Consider the following 16,210-nt stretch of genomic DNA (forward strand, 5'->3'; position numbering starts at 1 on the left):
TCTCCTGTGCTGATAAAGCAGGCGGAGCCTGTTGCTCCGCCTGACTGTTGCCTGAATTACTCGGCTGCTTCTTCGACTTCGACGAATTCGTCGTCACCGGCAGCGACGATTTCCTGCACGGCCAGGGTGCGGCCCTCCAGGATGGCGTCGGCGACGCCACGGGCGTAGAGCTGAATCGCGCGCGACGAGTCATCGTTACCCGGAATCACGTAATCGATGCCTTCCGGCGAGTGATTGGTATCAACCACGCCGATCACCGGAATCCCCAGCTTGGTGGCTTCGGTGATGGCAATCTTGTGGTAACCGACGTCGATCACGAAAATCGCGTCCGGCAGGCCGCCCATATCCTTGATGCCGCCGATGGATTTTTGCAGCTTTTCCAGTTCGCGACGGAAGGTCAGCGCTTCCTTCTTCGACATTTTTTCCAGGTCACCGGCTTCTACCGCCAGCTCCATGTCCTTCAGGCGCTTGATCGAAGTCTTGACCGTCTTGAAGTTGGTCAGCATGCCGCCCAGCCAGCGCTGATCGACAAAGGAAGCACCCGCACGCTGCGCTTCTTCAGCGACGATTTCGCGCGCCTGGCGCTTGGTACCAACGAAGAGAATGTTGCCGCGATTACCTGCCAGCTTCTTCACGAAAGCCATGGCTTCGTTGTACTTGGCCAGCGTCTTTTCGAGGTTGACGATGTGAATCTTGTTGCGTGCACCGAAGATATAGGGGGCCATCTTCGGGGACCAGAAACGGGTCTGGTGACCAAAGTGGACACCAGCTTCCAGCATATCGCGCATGGTTACGGACATTCTAAAACTCCTTTAAGGGTTGACCGCCACCCGCCGCAAACGCCCGTCTTCTTTGAGTTTTGACGGACACCCTTAAACAGCGGAGGCATGGAATTTGACAGCCGGCAATACCGGCTGTCGTTTTAGCCGACCAGATTTTGGCCGAGAAAAACCGGCGGATTATAGCAAAAAAACCAAGAGAAACGAGAGCCCAAACCGAATTTCATGAATCAGTCAAACAGTGCCCCCCGCTTCCGACCGGACGACTTATACCGTCCCCTCCGCAACCGAGCAGGCATCATTGCACCCAACGGTCTCCTCGATGATGCTGCGCACCCGCCCCATGGCTTCATGCAGCACCTGCTCCAGGCTTTCGAAATGAATACCTGCACTGCTGCTGCCGCGACCGGCGGCATGATTGGCGACGAGGTTGATGGCCGCGTAAGGAATCTCCATTTCGCGAGCCAGTACGGCTTCCGGCATGCCGGTCATACCGACGACGTCAGCGCCATCGCGCTGGTAGCGGTTGATCTCCGCCGCTGTTTCCAGGCGCGGACCTTGCGTCGCGGCATAGACGCCCCCCACATGCACGGGAATATCGAGATTTTTTGCTGCCGCAACGATGCGCTGCGACAACGCCGCATCGTAGGGCATGGTGAAATCGACATGGCGCACCGGCGTGCCCGGGCCGTCGAAAAAGGTCGCCTTGCGCCCCCAGGTGTAGTCCAGGATCTGATCGGGAACGATCAGGTCGCCCGGATCGAGATCGGGACGGATGCTGCCCACCGAGGCCACCGAAATGATGCCGCTGACGCCCGCCTGCTGCAGCGCCCAGATGTTGGCGCGATAATTGACGGCGTGCGGCGCAATGGTATGGCCATAGCCATGGCGCGGCAGGAATACCGCCGCGTGGCCGCAGATCTGGCCAAACACAAGGGCGCCGGAAGGTTCTCCGAAGGGTGTACGCACCACTTCACGGTGCGATACGTCGAGATTGGACAGCGTGGTCAGGCCGCTGCCGCCGATGATTGCGAGCATGAAAACAACTCCGCTTGATCTTAGGGGGTTATACGTTCTGCCAGCAAGGATGCCAGCACAGGAACACTGCCCGGGGGCAGCATGGTTTTACGGGTTTCCGGCACAACCGCAGCCGCCAGCTTGCGATAGAGCGCCAGGCTGGCACGGGTGGCGAATGGCAGGTCCGCCAAGGTTTTTTCCTGATGGTAACGGGCCAGCACGCTGCGCCCGGTTTCCTTCGCCTGCCAGTGCAACACCGTACGATCGACAAAATGCAACTGCTGCACGCTGAGCAGACGTGCAGCAAGTTCGGCAACGGCCCGGTGCACCTTTTCCCGGTAAGCCACCACGGCCCGCCCGGTCGCCTCAGGCTGCGCGCCAATCACAGCACTGGGGGCACCCATCAACCAGCACACCACGACCGCAGGGGAAAAATCCACAATCGCAGCTTCGACTGTCGCCGACAAAGCGCACACATCACCATTCAGGAAAAGCGCCGACGGCACCAGCGCCTGTGCCTGCGCGCTGCACTCCGGCAGACTTTCCAGCACCAGGACATCCTTGCCCGCCGCAACCAGGGCGGCAGTGGCAAAACCAGGGCCACAGCCGATTTCCAGCACGCGCTGCCCCCTGACTTGCGCCGCCATCCAGGCGTAATCGCCCTGCCGGGCGTAGCGTGCCCCTTCTTCCTGCCAGTAGCCAAGAAACTCCTGCAGCGAGCCGCGCAAATCTCCGGCGGCCGCTTCGCTCACGCCGTTTCTTTCCGGGCGTAGATGGCCGGCAGGTTACGCCAGGCGCCCCCCGCATCCATACCGAAACCGAAGACAAAACGATCCGGCAGGCTCAAGCCAACAAAATCGGCCTTCAGCGGTTTGTTCTTGCCATTTTCCTTGTCGCTGAACACTGCCGTCAGCACTTCCGTTGCGCCCAGGCGCAGGAGGCTTTCCCTCACCGCCGCCAGTGTCAGCCCTTCGTCAAGAATGTCATCAACCACCAGCACGCTACGCCCCTTGACCGACGTCCACGGCGCGGCGCGCCAGGAAATCTTGCCGCCCTGGGTTTCCGGGCCGTAGCGGGTGGCGTGCAGATAGTCAAAATCCAGCGGAAAATCCAGGCGCGGCAGGAGATTGCCGCAGAACACCGCCCCCCCGGTCATGACACACAGGACCAACGGGTATTTTTCCGAGAGTTGCGCCTTGATCTCACCGGCCATGCGATCCAGCGCTGCCGTCACCTCTTCCGCACTGTAGATCACCTCGGAGGCGGCCAGCATGGCACGGGCTTTTTCAGTCGTCATTACTTCTTTCGTCATGTTGCGGCAACTCCTTTTAGTAATTCCAGCAAGGCATTTTCATCCAACAGGGGAATCCCCAGCTCGCGCGCCTTATCGAGCTTGCTGCCGGCTTCTTCGCCGGCAACGACATAATCGGTTTTTTTCGATACCGAGCTACTGACCTTCCCCCCGGCAGCCTCGATTCTATCCTTGGCAGCGTCTCGCTTGAGCGTGGGCAAGGTGCCGGTCAGCACAAATACCTTGCCAGCAACGGCGCTTGCAACAGTTTCCGCGCCCTTCTCCGCCACCGGCAGCGCCGCCAGCAAGGCCTGCCGCTGCACCGCCAGGGCAGCCAGGCTACCGCGCTGCCCCGGCTGCTGCAGCCAGGTCGTCAGTGCCTCGATCAGTTCCGCCGGCAGTCCCTGCGCCGACAGCCAGGCGGCATTGACGCCCTCCTGCGCCAGCCTGTCACCCGGCACCAGGGCCGCCAGCTGGCGTGCCCGCAGCGGCGTCAGGCGGGGAATGCCGAGCGCAGCATACAGATGCTCCCAAGTGAGGCAGCCAGCCAGCCGTGCGCTGGGCGGATGCTCGTCGCACGGCCGCACCCCCTCCGCCAGCAAGGCATCGATGGCGCGGGCGTTATGTTCTTCCGCGAAGAAAGCGGCGATCGCAGCAGCAACGGTCTGACCGATATCCGGCAACACGGCCAGCATGGCCGCCGGCGCCCGGCGCACGCGCTCCAGGCTGCCCAACCAGTCAGCCAGGGTTTTGGCCGTGGATTCACCGACGTGGCGAATCCCCAGCGCAAACAGCAGGCGCGCCAGTGACGGCGATTTGCTGGCGGCGATACCTGCCAGCAGATTCTCCGCCCAGCGCGTCGCCACCTGCCCGGCTTTGACGGTTTCCGGGGTGACACCATCGCGCTCGTCGGCACGCCGTTTCATGTCGAGCAGATCGTCCAGCGTGAGCCGGTAGAGATCGGCCACACCGGTCACATAGTCGAACTCGACCAGGCGCTCAACATAGCGCTCGCCCAGTCCCTCGATATCCATCATGCGGCGCCCGGCGAAATGCAGAATCGCCTGAATGCGCTGGGCGCGGCAGGAAAATCCTCCGGAGCAGCGGGTCACCGCCTCGCCGCTTTCCCGCACGGCCGGCGCACCGCATACCGGGCAAAACAATGGCATGGTAAATGGCTGCGCCGTCGCCGGCCGTTGCTCGAAAACAACGCCGAGAATTTCCGGAATCACGTCACCGGCACGGCGAACGATCACCGTGTCGCCAACGCACAGCCCCCCTTTGCGCTCGATTTCATCTGCATTATGCAAGGTGGCGTTGGTCACCGTGACGCCGCCAACGAACACGGGCGAGAGGCGCGCCACCGGCGTCAGCGCACCGGTACGACCGACCTGGATGTCGATCGCCTCGACCACGGTCAACGCCTCCTGCGGTGGGTATTTGTGCGCCACTGCCCAGCGCGGTTCGCGTGAGCGAAAACCAAGGCGGCGCTGCAAGGCAAGGGCATTGACTTTGTACACCACGCCATCGATATCGAATGGCAACTGCGGTCGCAATGCGGCAATGCGCCGATGAAAATCAGCCAGGGCCTCACCACCAGCCAGCACCGCACGATGTTCGCAAACCGGCAGGCCGAAGGCGGCCAGCGCGTCGAGCACGCCAGCATGTGTCGGCGGCATTTCCCAGCCTGCGACATCACCCAGGCCGTAGGCGAAGAACTTGAGCGGGCGGCTGGCCGCCACCGCCGGATCAAGCTGCCGGACACTCCCTGCGGCCGCATTGCGCGGATTGACCAGCGTCTTGTCGCCACGGGCGGTGGCCTCCGCGTTGTACTGCGCCAGATCGTCGCGACGCATGTACACCTCGCCACGCACTTCCAGCACCGGCGGCGGATGGCCGCGCAAGCGCAGGGGAATCTGCCCGATGGTGCGCAGATTCTGCGTCACGTCCTCTCCGGTCGCGCCATCGCCGCGGGTGGCGCCGCGCACCAGGATACCCCGTTCGTAGCGCAGGCTGATTGCCAGACCGTCGAATTTCAGTTCAGCGGCGTATTCAACCGGCGGCGCATCCGCCGGCAGGTCCAGCTCACGTCGGATACGGGCATCGAAATTAAGGGCGCCGCTGGCATCGGTATCGGTTTCGGTCTGGATCGACAGCATCGGCACCACATGGGCAACCGGCACAAACTGGGCCAGTGCCTGCCCACCCACCCGTTGTGTCGGTGAGGCCGGGCTCTGCAACTCCGGATGCGCGGCCTCCAGCGCCTGCAATTCGCGGAACAACGCGTCGTATGCTGCATCGGGCAGCGTCGGCGCATCCAGTACATAATAGGCGTGGTCGTGCCGATCGATCTCGGCGCGCAGTTCGGCAACGCGCGCGGCGGGGGATACGGCGGACATCAGGAAAACAGGCGGCGCGACTGGGCCGAGCCAGCGGCAATGCCATACTGACGCATGACAGCCTGTGGCTTGCCAATGAATTCACGGCGAATGTGTTCCAGTTGCGCTTCCCCCAGCGGCTGCCGATTGTCATCCACCAGCGCCCCCTGCAAGGTGTCGGCAAAACGTTTGGCCAGTTCGGTCATCTGCTGGAACACGCGTTCGCCGTGATCCACACACGGCACATCGAGCAGAAAGGTCAGACCGTGCGTGCTCAGGTTGCGCAGGCCATCTGCCGTGAGCGGCGTGTTTTCGTAATTCTGCAGCGAGAACTGCGGCTGGCCATCGTCGTCATAGCGGGTGAACATGCCGCCCACGCCCAGCACCATACCAGCCGCTTCCGCCAGCGCACGGATCTTGGTCCCGGGAAAGGCGATCCCCCGACTGACCAGATTGAGGCCGATCTCGAGGTCGACATCGGCACAGAAGCGATCGATTGCCGCCGCCTGATCGAGCACAGGTTCTGCCGGCATGTCGGCGACAGCCGTCAGATCGTCCGCCAGCGCCTGCATGGCAGCGGTGAAACCGACGAGGTCGGCTGAGGCCAGCGGGCCCAGACGATTAACCAGCTGCAGCCCGATCCGCAAACGGCGCACGCTCAGTTCTTCTTCGCCACGCAGCGGCACCCATTCGCGCGTAGTTTCATTAAAACCGATCCAGTGCACCGGCTTGTTCACCTTGAGCAGCGTCTCACGCTGCGAGGCGAGAATCTGCCGCACCGGCACGGCCTCGATCATTTCCATGGCGACGATGTATTCAATACGTGGATCGAGCAACTCCACCGGTACGTCGGGCACGGCAATCTCTTCCTTGACCGCCGCCGGCTCCACTTTTGCTGCCGGCGCAACGACAGGTTCTGGCGCATCCGCAGCAGCTGCCACAGGCTCCGCCTGCTCCGGCTCGGCAGCAACCTGCGGCGCCACCTCGACCTCCGGTTGCACTGCCGGTTCAACGTACACCGGCGATTCTTCAAGCAGCTCCAAGTCTGGCTCTTTGGCCCCCAGCAGATCCGGCCCTTCCTCGGCAAACACAGGCTCCAGACGTTCGACAGCGGCCTCATCCACTGGCGGCCGGACCGGCTGAACCTTGAGCAACACATCGTCGTGCTCCGGGCGCAGTACCGATTCGGCCACCTTGCGGTGACGGTATTCCTGCCAGCTGTTGTAGGCATACACGCCACCCACCACGATGACGCTCAAGCCAGCCAATCCCCAGTGCAATTCGCTCATGCATCCCTCATCTTCAAGGCTTCCTCGATATCCACTTCCACCACGCGCGAGACGCCGCTTTCCTGCATGGTGACGCCGACCAGCTGCTCGGCCATTTCCATCGCGATTTTATTATGGGAAATGAACAGGAACTGCGTTGCCCCTGACATTTTCTTGACCATACTGCAGAAACGCTCGGTATTCGAGTCGTCGAGCGGCGCATCGACCTCGTCGAGGAGGCAGAACGGCGCCGGATTCAACTGGAACATGGAAAACACCAGCGCAATCGCCGTCAGCGCTTTTTCGCCACCGGACAGCAGATGGATGGTGGAATTCTTTTTCCCGGGCGGCTGGGCGATTACCTGGACGCCGGCGTCGAGGATTTCCTCGCCGGTCATCACCAGTTCGGCGCGGCCGCCACCGAAGAGTTCGGGGAAAAGCTTGCCGAAATGGCCGTTGACCGTGTCGAAGGTGTTCTGCAGCAGGTCGCGGGTTTCGCGGTCGATGCGGCGGATGGCGTTTTCCAGCGTTTCCATCGCCTCGGTCAGGTCGGCCGCCTGCATGTCGAGGTAGCCCTTGCGCTCGCTCGCGGTTTCCAGTTCCTGCAGCGCTGCCATGTTGACCGCGCCCAGTTCGGCGATAGCATTGTTGAGCCGGGTGATTTCACCTTGCAGTGAAGGCGGACGAGCCTCGCCCAGTAAAGGCAGGAGCGCAGTTTCGTCGGCGCCCGCCTCTTGCAATTGCTGCGCGAATTGCTCGGCATTGAGTGCCGCGGCCTGTTCCTTCAGTTTCAGATCACCGATACGGCTGCGCAAGGGCTCCAGTCCCTGCTCGATTTTCAGGCGCTGCTCGTCCAGCGCGCGCAGTGCCTGCGTCGCCTCCTCCAGCGCGCCACGCCGCTCGGCCAGCCGCAGCTCCGCCTGTACACGGGTTTCCAGCGCCGCCTGCAGGCTTTCTTCCATGACGTCCGCCGGCGCGGCCACCACCTGTTCGGCACAGGCTGCCCGATCGCGTTCGATGCGGCTCAGTTCGCGCTGGGCAGTCGCTTGCTGGGCAAAGATGTCCTGCAGTTTTCCGGCCGCTTCACGGGCAGAAAACTGGGCTTCGCGCAATGCACGGTCAAAGTCGGCATTTTTCTCACGCTCGGCCCGCACCGCCCGTTCGCACTCGTCGAGCCGCTGTTGCGCGCCCGCCACCAGTACGCGGATGCGACTCAAGCCGTCGCGGATTTCCTCGATCCGCTCATCAGCCGCCATTTCCCTTTCGCGCTCGCTTTCCTCTTCCTCTGCCAGTTCGGCCAGCTGCTCGCTCATCCGCTCCTGCGCTTCCCGGTAGCGGGCCAGCGCCTGACTCAGCTGCAGGACCTGCAGTTGCGCCTGATGCACGCGCTGCTGGCGGTCGGTCACGTACTGACGGGTTTCGTCGATTTCTTCCTGCTTGTCCGCCCACTGTTCGTCAAGCATGGCGGCATGCTCACGCAAACCGGCGAGTTTTTCCGTTGCCAAATCGATGCCCGCAGCCAGCGCCTCGATTTCGCGCTGGCGTTCCAGCAGGCCATGTTCGCCCTGATCCGGCGCAAAAAAAGTGATGCCGCTACGCGTCAGGATGTCGCCGCCCTGCGTCACCAACACCGCGCCCGGCGGCAATTGCTCCCGCCGACTCAGGGCATCGGCCAGAGTCGCCACGGTTTCAACGCTGCCCAGCCAGTCGTCAAGGGCAATGCGTATCTGCGGCAATTCACAGCGCACGCGGGCGGCCAGACTGCCGGCGGCGCGCACCGCGACCTCCGGCACATCGCCCAGCAATACGCTCAAGCGCGCCTGCGGCCGGTCGTGCCGCCAGGCATCGAGGCGCGCCGGATCGTCGCAGGCGATCGCCGAAAGACGCTCACGCAGCACAGCCTCCACCGCCTCTTCCCAACCGGCTTCGACCTGAATCTGTTGCCACAACGCCGGCGCATCGGCCAGCGCGTGACGCGCCAGCCATTCCGGCAGTTCGCCCTGCTGGGCGGTTTTCGCCTGCATCTGCTCCAACGCGGCACGACGCGCTTCACCGGCCGCCAGTTCGCGCTCCAGGCGCTGCACCTCGGCCTGCACTGATTTGCGCTGCTCCGCCAGGGCTGGCAACTCTTCCTGCAACTGCTGCAGATGCTCCTGATCCCCGGCCAGTTCCTCGCGCAGCAGTTCGAGCTCTTCTTCCTTTTCCGCCAGACTCAATTCATCCGGCACTTCTCCGCCGCCACTTTCGCCGCGCAGACGTTCGCGTCGCTGCGCCAGAGCAGTCAGCGCCCGCTGTGCGTGCGCCTTGTGCGTCAGTTCGACTTCCAGCTTCTGCTCGCCATTAGCGGTACGCGCCTTGAGCCGCTGCAGTTCTTCCTGCGCCTGCGCATGATCCTCTTCCACCTGTGGTGCCAGATTCATCTGCGCATGCAGGCGTTCTTCCGCCTCTTCGACCCGCAGCTGCGTCAACTCCTGCGCTTCTTCCCAATGCGCCCGGTCCGCCGCCAGGGTCTCGGCCGTCTGCGTCCACTGCGCCAGCTCATCTTCCAGCTGCACCAGACGCGCTTCCAGCTGGCTGCGCGATTCACGCCGATGGCGGATTTCCGCTTCCAGACGGGCCACTTCGGCGTTGGCAGCGTACATGTCGCTCTGTGCCGCATGCAGCGCATCGCCGGCAGCAAAATGGGCTTCGCGCAACGTTTCTGCCCGCGCTTCGGTTTCGCGCAGGGCGGCGCTCTGGGCTTCGAGATCGGTACTCGCCCGCTCCACTTCCAGCGCCAGCCGCTGGCGTTCGCCGGCCGCCTCGCGCTTCTTCAACAACCAGAGCAACTGCTGTTTCTGCACCAGTTGTTCGTTCAGCGCCTGATAACGGCGCGCCACCTCGGCCTGACTTTGCAGGCGTTCGATCTGGTGACCGAGTTCCTCGCGGATGTCCTCCACCCGCAACAGATTTTCGCGCGTGTCTTCCAGTCGCCCCTGGGTTTCCTTGCGCCGCTCCTTGTAGCGGGTGACGCCGGCGGCTTCTTCGAGGAAGACGCGCAGATCGTCCGGCTTGGCCTCGATGATGCGCGAGATCATCCCCTGGCCGATGATGGCGTAGGCGCGCGGCCCCAGCCCGGTGCCGAGGAAGAGATCGGTGATGTCCTTGCGCCGGACCTTGAGGTTGTTGATGAAGTAATCCGACTGGCCCTGCCGCGTCAGCACCCGTTTGACCGACAGCTCGGCATACTGCGACCACTGGCCCATGGCCCGGCCAAGGGAATTATCGAAAATCAGCTCGACCGAGGCACGCGACACCGGCTTGCGGTTGGTCGAGCCGTTGAAGATGACATCCATCATCGACTCGCCGCGCAACTCCGAGGCTTTCGATTCGCCCAGTACCCAGCGCACCGCATCCATGATGTTCGACTTGCCGCAGCCGTTCGGCCCGACCACGCCCACCAGCTGCCCGGGCAGGGACACGGTCGTCGGATCGACGAAGGATTTGAAACCGGCAAGTTTGAGTTTCGTCAGGCGCATGCGCGAGAGGGCATTCGAAGCACACCGACATCCTGGGACAAACCCCGGAAGCCGCGCGTGGAAGGCGATTGAAGGGCGCGTATGATAGCATCCTCGCCCATCTCTCCTTCCTGCCCAGGCTCCTGCCATGATCCTCGACAAATTGTTCCAGCTGATGTCGGAAAAACAGGCTTCCGACATTTTCATTTCTGCCGGCACCCCCATCCACATCAAGATTCAGGGCGAAACGATGCCGGTCAATCAGCAGATCATGCTGCCGGACATGATCGAGAAGATCGCCTACGAACTGATGTCGCCCGACCAGGCAAAAACCTTCGAGGCCACCAGCGAGATGAACCTCTCCTTCGGGGTACCGCAAGTCGGCAACTTCCGGATCAACATCTTCCGCCAGCGCGGTTCGATCGGTATCGTCATCCGCTTCATTCTCGGCAACATCCCGCCGCTCGACAGTCTCGGCCTGCCGTCGCTGCTGGCCGAGCTGATCATGGAAAAGCGCGGCCTGATCCTGATCGTCGGCGCCACCGGCTCGGGCAAGTCGACCACCATCGCCTCCATGCTCGACCACCGCAACTCGACGCGCGCCGGCCATATCCTGACGGTGGAAGACCCGATCGAATTCCTCTTCAAGCACAAGAAGTCGGTGGTCAACCAGCGCGAAATCGGCATGGACACCCACGACTGGGCCAGCGCCCTGAAAAATGCCATGCGCCAGGCGCCGGACTGCATCCTGATCGGTGAAATCCGCGACCGGGACACCATGCAGGCCGCCATTTCCTACGCCCAGACCGGCCACCTGTGCCTGGCCACCCTGCACGCCAACAACTCGTACCACGCGCTCAACCGCATCATCAACTTCTTCCCGCTGGAAAACCGTCCGGCGTTGTTCCTCGATCTTTCCGTCGCCCTGCGCGCCATCGTGTCTCAGCGCCTGGTGAAGAAACCCGACGGCAAGCGCTTCCCGACCTGCGAAATCATGCTCAACACCCGCCATATCAGCGACCTGATCGAGCGCGGCGAAGTGCAGGCGATCAAGGACGCCATGGAGCAGACGCTCGCCCCCGGCTCGCAGACCTTCGAGCAGGATCTGTTCCGTCTCTATCACGAAGGCGCCATCACCATCGACGAGGCTCTGGCCAACTCGGACTCGCCGACCAACCTGTCGTGGCTGATCAACAACGCCGAATTCAACATCAACAGCGGCAAGGAAGAAAAACTTGGCGATGTCGCCATGGATTTCGACAGCACCGACGAAGAAGGCGCCTCCTTCAAGGAATTCCAGCTCAACCTCGACGATGAGCAACCCACCGCATGACTACCGCTGCCGCCACCGAACTACACACCCTGCGCGACTTCCTGCGCTACGCCGTCAGTCGCTTCCGTGCCGCCAATCTGTTCTTCGGTCACGGCAGCGACAACGCCTGGGATGAAGCCGTCTACCTGACCTTGCACACCCTGCATCTGCCGCTCGACCGCCTGGAGCCTTTTCTCGACGCCCGCCTGCTGCCCGACGAGCGCTGCCGCCTGCTCGACATCTATAGCCGCCGCTGCCAGGACCGCCTGCCGGCGGCCTATCTCACCCATGAAGCCTGGCTGGGCGAGGATCGCTTCTATGTCGATGAGCGGGTCATCGTACCGCGCTCCTTCATCGCCGAACTACTCGACGAGCAGCTGGCGCCGTGGGTGGACGATCCCTGGGCAATTGAACATGCGCTTGATCTGTGCACGGGGTCCGGCTGCCTGGCGATCAAGCTGGCGCTCAATTTCCCCAACGCCCAGGTCGATGCGGTGGATCTCTCCCCTGATGCACTCATCGTCGCCGAACGCAATATCGCCGATTACCAGCTCGGCGAACGCATCCATCCCGTGCTTTCCGATGCGTTTACCGCGCTCACCGGCAAACGTTACGATCTGATCATCTCCAATCCGCCCTACGTCGACGCCGAAGCCGTCGCCGCGCTGCCGCCGGAATACCGGCACGAGCCGGAAATGGCCCTGGGTTCCGGGACCGACGGTCTCGACTTCACCCGCATCATCCTGCGTGAAGCGAAAAAACATCTGACCGAGCAGGGGCTGCTCATCGTCGAAATCGGCCACAACCGCGCCGCGCTGGAAGCCGCCTTCCCCACCCTGCCCTTTACCTGGCTGGAAACGGCCGCAGGTGACGAATACGTCTTCATGCTGCAGGCCGCCGATCTGCCCGCCACCATCTGACCCACCGGCGTGAAGCTGTACGCTCTGCCCAGTCCGTTCGAGATCGAAGCCGGTACCGTCCTCATGCTTGAACCGGAGTGGGCACGCGCCGGCGAGTTACGGGCGCAACTGCTGGACGAAAGTTACCCCAAACCTTTCGTCATCGACGATGGCGAATCACGCTATCTCTATTTCAATGTGCGCCTGATGCAGAGCCAGATGTCGCTAAAAGCACCGCACGATCTGGCGCTGCGCTACACACAGAAGATGATGGGCTTCCTGCTCTTTCATCCACGCCCGCGACGCATCGTGCAGATCGGCCTGGGCGGTGGTTCGCTGGTGAAATTCTGCTACCGGCGCCTGCCCGGCGTGCACATCACCGCCGTCGAACTCGACCCGGACGTGATTGCACTGCGCGAGGCCTTCTCGGTGCCTCCTGACGATGAACGGCTGAACATCCTCTGCGCCGACGGTGCCGAATTCATCAGCACAACTGAAAAAGGCATCGACGCAGTGCTACTGGATGCCTTCGACCGCAATGGTTACGCCCCCGCACTGGCCAGCCGCGATTTCTTCGCCCAGATTTACGCCAAGCTCTCCGGCAGCGGCGTGCTGGTGGTCAACCTGGCGGGCGACAAGGAAACTTACGCCGGCGTGATCGGCCGCATCATGGAAGTGTTCGACGACCAGGTCATCGTCATTTCAGTCCCGGACGACGGCAACCACATTCTCTACGCCTTCAAGGAACGCCATTTCGAACCGCGCTGGCGCTGGCTGAACAACCACGCCAAGGAACTGCGCGCCCGTCTCGGACTGGATTTTCCCGCCTTCGTGCACAAGATGGAACGCGCCAGCAAACTCAACTACGCCCAGCGCGAAGCACTGCGCGGCCGCTGAAACCGGCCACCCACAAAAAACGGCGCGGGAGCCAGTACCTGCTCAGCCGCGCCGCTACGCACTCTCTTATTAGCGCTTACCCCGCCAGCTTGCCTTCCACCCAGGCCTTGACCGAAGCCAGTGCCGCCGGCAGATTTTCCGGCTGGGTGCCGCCAGCCTGTGCCATGTCGGGGCGGCCGCCGCCCTTGCCACCGATCTGCTGCGCCACGTGGTTGACCAGCTCGCCGGCCTTGAGACGCTTGCTTTCCGCGCTGGTCACCCCGGCAATCAAGGTCACCTTTCCGTCGACAACGCTGGCCAGCACGATGGCGGCAGCGTGCAGCCGGTCCTTCAGCTTGTCCATGGTCTCGCGCAGGGCGGCAATATCGGCACCGTCGAGGCGGGCGACCAGCAGTTTGAGGCCCTGCACTTCCACCGCCTGATCGGCAAGGTCGTCACCCTGTGCGCTGGCCAGTTTTGATTTCAGGCGCTGCAATTCCTTTTCCAGCTGCCGCTGGCTGTCCTGCAGACCGACGATGCGCTCGGCAATATCTTCCGGCTGCGTCTTGAGCAATGCCGATACCCCTGCGACGCGGGTGGCCTGCTCCTGCACCCAGGCCAGCGCATTCAGGCCGGTCACCGCTTCGATCCGGCGCACGCCGGCAGCGACGCCGCTTTCGGAAACGATCTTGAACAGACCGATGTCGCCACTGCGGCTGACGTGCGTACCACCGCACAATTCTTTGGAAGAACCAATCGAGAGAACACGCACCGCGTCACCGTACTTCTCACCGAACAGCATCATGGCGCCGGATTTCTGCGCCTCTTCAAAACCCATCACCTCAGCCACCGTCGCCGTGTTGGCAAGAATTTCGCCGTTGACGATTTCTTCCACCTCACGGATTTCCTCGGCACTTAGCGGTGTCGGCTGGGCAAAGTCAAAGCGGGTCTTCTGCGGGTCGACCTGCGAGCCTTTCTGCTGCACATGCTGCCCGAGAACCTGGCGCAGCGCCTTGTGCATCAGGTGGGTGACCGAGTGGTTGCGGGCGGTGGCGGCGCGGGCAGCCGCATCGACGCGGGCACCGACTTCCTGGCCAAGCACCAGCTTGCCGGTCTTGAGGATGCCGTGGTGGCCGAACACGGCGGCCTGGATTTTCAGCGTATCTTCGACCGCGAAGATGCCACCGACACCCTTGAGCTCGCCGCGATCGCCGCACTGGCCACCGGACTCGGCGTAGAACGGGGTGTGATCGAGAACGACGACACCAAGGTCGCCTTCGTGCAATTCATCGACTGCAGCGCCGTCCTTGTACAGGGCCAGCACCTTGCCCTTGGCTTCGAGCGATTCGTAGCCGTGGAAGGTCGTTTCGGTACCGGCATATTCCAGATTGGTGGCCATCTTGAACTTGCCGGCGGCACGCGCCTGTTCCTTCTGGCGGGCCATGGCAGCATCGAAAGCGGCGCCATCGACGGTGACGTTACGTTCGCGGCAGATGTCAGCGGTCAGGTCGAGCGGGAAGCCGTAAGTATCGTGCAGCTTGAAGGCAGTTTCACCGTTGAACACAGTTGCCCCCTTGGTGGCCATATCCGCCAGTTCGCCCTCAAGGATTGCCATACCGTTCTCGATCGTCGCAAAGAAGCGGTCTTCTTCCTGCTTCAAGGTGGCGACAATCTTGGCCTGGTTTTCCTTGAGCTCCGGATAGGCTTCGCCCATTTCCCCGACCAGGTCGGGAACGATGCGGTGGAAGAAGGCAGCACGGGCGCCGAGCTTGTAGCCGTGACGGATGGCGCGACGGATGATGCGGCGCAGTACGTAGCCGCGACCTTCGTTGCCCGGGATGACGCCGTCGGCGATCAGGAAGGAACAGGCGCGGATGTGGTCGGCGAGCACCTTGAGCGACGGCGAGTTCATGTCGGCGTCGCTGGTTTCGCGGGCGGCAGCGGCGATCAGCGCCTGGAACAGGTCAATCTCGTAGTTGGCATGCACGCCCTGCAGCACAGCGGAGATACGCTCCAGGCCCATGCCGGTATCGACCGACGGCTTGGGCAGCGGATGCATCACGCCCTGCTCGTCGCGATTGAACTGCATGAAGACGTTGTTCCAGATCTCGATGAAGCGGTCACCGTCTTCTTCCGGCGATCCCGGGGGGCCGCCCCAGTGCTGCGGACCGTGGTCGTAGAAGATTTCGGTGCACGGGCCGCAAGGTCCCGTATCGCCCATCATCCAGAAGTTGTCGGAAGCGTAACGGGCGCCCTTGTTGTCGCCGATGCGCACGATCTTCTCGGCCGGCACGCCAACTTCCTTGTGCCAGATGTCGTAAGCCTCGTCGTCCTCGGCGTACACCGTGACCATCAGCTTGTCCTTGGGCAGCTTGTAGACCTCGGTCAGCAGTTCCCAGGCGTACTTGATGGCGTCGCGCTTGAAATAATCGCCGAAGCTGAAGTTGCCCAGCATCTCGAAGAAGGTGTGGTGGCGCGCGGTGTAGCCGACGTTCTCGAGGTCGTTGTGCTTGCCGCCGGCGCGCACGCATTTCTGCGAGGTGGTGGCGCGGGAATAAGGCCGCTTGTCGAAACCGAGGAAGACGTCCTTGAACTGGTTCATGCCGGCGTTGGTGAACAGCAGCGTCGGATCTTCATGCGGCACCAGCGAGCTGGAAGAAACAATCTGGTGGCCCTTGGCGGCAAAGAAGTCGAGGAATTTCTGGCGGATTTCGGCGCTTTTCATGTGAGTCCGGCTTGAATTACGAAACCGTCAATTTTAATGCAAAGCCACCACTGATAGACGTTTACGCGCTCAGTCAGCGGTAAATCCTTGGGCGCAAAGCAACACGACAGGACGCGGCACGGAGGAACGTGCAAGGCCGGGCCAGATTGGGGATAATCGGCGGTCGTT

The 16,210-nt window shown here is 62.5% G+C and carries 11 protein-coding genes; 3 read left to right on the forward strand and 8 right to left on the reverse strand.

Features of this window, described 5'->3' with window-relative positions; all coding sequences use genetic code 11:
* Positions 1-56: 56 nt before the first annotated feature.
* From rpsB to smc, 7 genes are all read right to left on the reverse strand, one after another.
* Positions 57-800 (reverse strand): 30S ribosomal protein S2, encoded by a 744-nt coding sequence (rpsB, locus tag JYJ39_RS00180; protein WP_205200951.1) that lies wholly within the window; start codon positions 798-800, stop codon positions 57-59.
* A gap of 246 nt (positions 801-1,046) precedes the next feature.
* Positions 1,047-1,817, reverse strand: a complete 771-nt coding sequence (locus JYJ39_RS00185; protein WP_205200954.1) for an S-methyl-5'-thioinosine phosphorylase — start codon at positions 1,815-1,817, stop codon at positions 1,047-1,049.
* Positions 1,818-1,837: 20 nt separating this feature from the next.
* On the reverse strand, positions 1,838-2,548 hold the full coding sequence (locus tag JYJ39_RS00190; protein ID WP_205200956.1) for a class I SAM-dependent methyltransferase: 711 nt from the start codon (positions 2,546-2,548) through the stop codon (positions 1,838-1,840).
* On the reverse strand, positions 2,545-3,108 hold the full coding sequence (locus tag JYJ39_RS00195) for a hypoxanthine-guanine phosphoribosyltransferase (protein ID WP_240189481.1): 564 nt from the start codon (positions 3,106-3,108) through the stop codon (positions 2,545-2,547). The genes JYJ39_RS00190 and JYJ39_RS00195 overlap by 4 nt, the downstream gene beginning before the upstream one ends.
* Complete coding sequence (gene ligA, locus JYJ39_RS00200) at positions 3,105-5,486, reverse strand: NAD-dependent DNA ligase LigA (RefSeq protein ID WP_205200959.1); 2,382 nt, start codon at positions 5,484-5,486, stop codon at positions 3,105-3,107. The genes JYJ39_RS00195 and ligA overlap by 4 nt, the downstream gene beginning before the upstream one ends.
* Positions 5,486-6,754 (reverse strand): cell division protein ZipA C-terminal FtsZ-binding domain-containing protein, encoded by a 1,269-nt coding sequence (locus JYJ39_RS00205; protein WP_205200961.1) that lies wholly within the window; start codon positions 6,752-6,754, stop codon positions 5,486-5,488. Before JYJ39_RS00205 ends, ligA begins: the two co-directional genes overlap by 1 nt.
* Positions 6,751-10,251 (reverse strand): chromosome segregation protein SMC, encoded by a 3,501-nt coding sequence (smc, locus tag JYJ39_RS00210; RefSeq protein ID WP_205200963.1) that lies wholly within the window; start codon positions 10,249-10,251, stop codon positions 6,751-6,753. The genes JYJ39_RS00205 and smc overlap by 4 nt, the downstream gene beginning before the upstream one ends.
* 127 nt (positions 10,252-10,378) lie before the next feature.
* Between smc and JYJ39_RS00215 the strand changes: the two genes are divergently transcribed.
* The 3 genes from JYJ39_RS00215 to JYJ39_RS00225 are packed head-to-tail and all read left to right on the forward strand — an operon-like array spanning position 10,379 to position 13,338.
* Positions 10,379-11,563, forward strand: coding sequence for a PilT/PilU family type 4a pilus ATPase (locus JYJ39_RS00215; protein WP_205200965.1), 1,185 nt, complete (start codon positions 10,379-10,381; stop codon positions 11,561-11,563).
* Positions 11,560-12,462 (forward strand): 50S ribosomal protein L3 N(5)-glutamine methyltransferase, encoded by a 903-nt coding sequence (gene prmB, locus JYJ39_RS00220; RefSeq protein ID WP_205200967.1) that lies wholly within the window; start codon positions 11,560-11,562, stop codon positions 12,460-12,462. The genes JYJ39_RS00215 and prmB overlap by 4 nt, the downstream gene beginning before the upstream one ends.
* A gap of 9 nt (positions 12,463-12,471) precedes the next feature.
* The gene (locus tag JYJ39_RS00225; protein ID WP_205200969.1) at positions 12,472-13,338 is read left to right on the forward strand and encodes an MnmC family methyltransferase; all 867 of its coding nucleotides are present in this window, start codon (positions 12,472-12,474) and stop codon (positions 13,336-13,338) included.
* A gap of 76 nt (positions 13,339-13,414) precedes the next feature.
* On the opposite strand, the gene alaS is transcribed toward JYJ39_RS00225, so the two are convergent.
* Entirely contained in the window at positions 13,415-16,042 is a 2,628-nt protein-coding gene (gene alaS / locus JYJ39_RS00230; protein ID WP_205200972.1) for an alanine--tRNA ligase, read from the reverse strand.
* Between the last annotated feature and the right edge of the window lie 168 nt (positions 16,043-16,210).

It is taken from the genome of Azonexus hydrophilus, assembly GCF_905120355.1.
Lineage (GTDB): Bacteria > Pseudomonadota > Gammaproteobacteria > Burkholderiales > Rhodocyclaceae > Azonexus.

Bases quoted from the DNA above. Each gene is read 5' to 3' on its own strand.
- rpsB (WP_205200951.1), bottom strand. From the start codon at position 800: ATGTCCGTAACCATGCGCGATATGCTGGAAGCTGGTGTCCACTTTGGT.
- JYJ39_RS00185 (WP_205200954.1), bottom strand. From the start codon at position 1,817: ATGCTCGCAATCATCGGCGGCAGCGGCCTGACCACGCTGTCCAATCTC.
- JYJ39_RS00195 (WP_240189481.1), bottom strand. From the start codon at position 3,108: ATGACGAAAGAAGTAATGACGACTGAAAAAGCCCGTGCCATGCTGGCC.
- ligA (WP_205200959.1), bottom strand. From the start codon at position 5,486: ATGTCCGCCGTATCCCCCGCCGCGCGCGTTGCCGAACTGCGCGCCGAG.
- JYJ39_RS00205 (WP_205200961.1), bottom strand. From the start codon at position 6,754: ATGAGCGAATTGCACTGGGGATTGGCTGGCTTGAGCGTCATCGTGGTG.
- smc (WP_205200963.1), bottom strand. From the start codon at position 10,251: ATGCGCCTGACGAAACTCAAACTTGCCGGTTTCAAATCCTTCGTCGAT.
- JYJ39_RS00215 (WP_205200965.1), top strand. From the start codon at position 10,379: ATGATCCTCGACAAATTGTTCCAGCTGATGTCGGAAAAACAGGCTTCC.
- prmB (WP_205200967.1), top strand. From the start codon at position 11,560: ATGACTACCGCTGCCGCCACCGAACTACACACCCTGCGCGACTTCCTG.
- alaS (WP_205200972.1), bottom strand. From the start codon at position 16,042: ATGAAAAGCGCCGAAATCCGCCAGAAATTCCTCGACTTCTTTGCCGCC.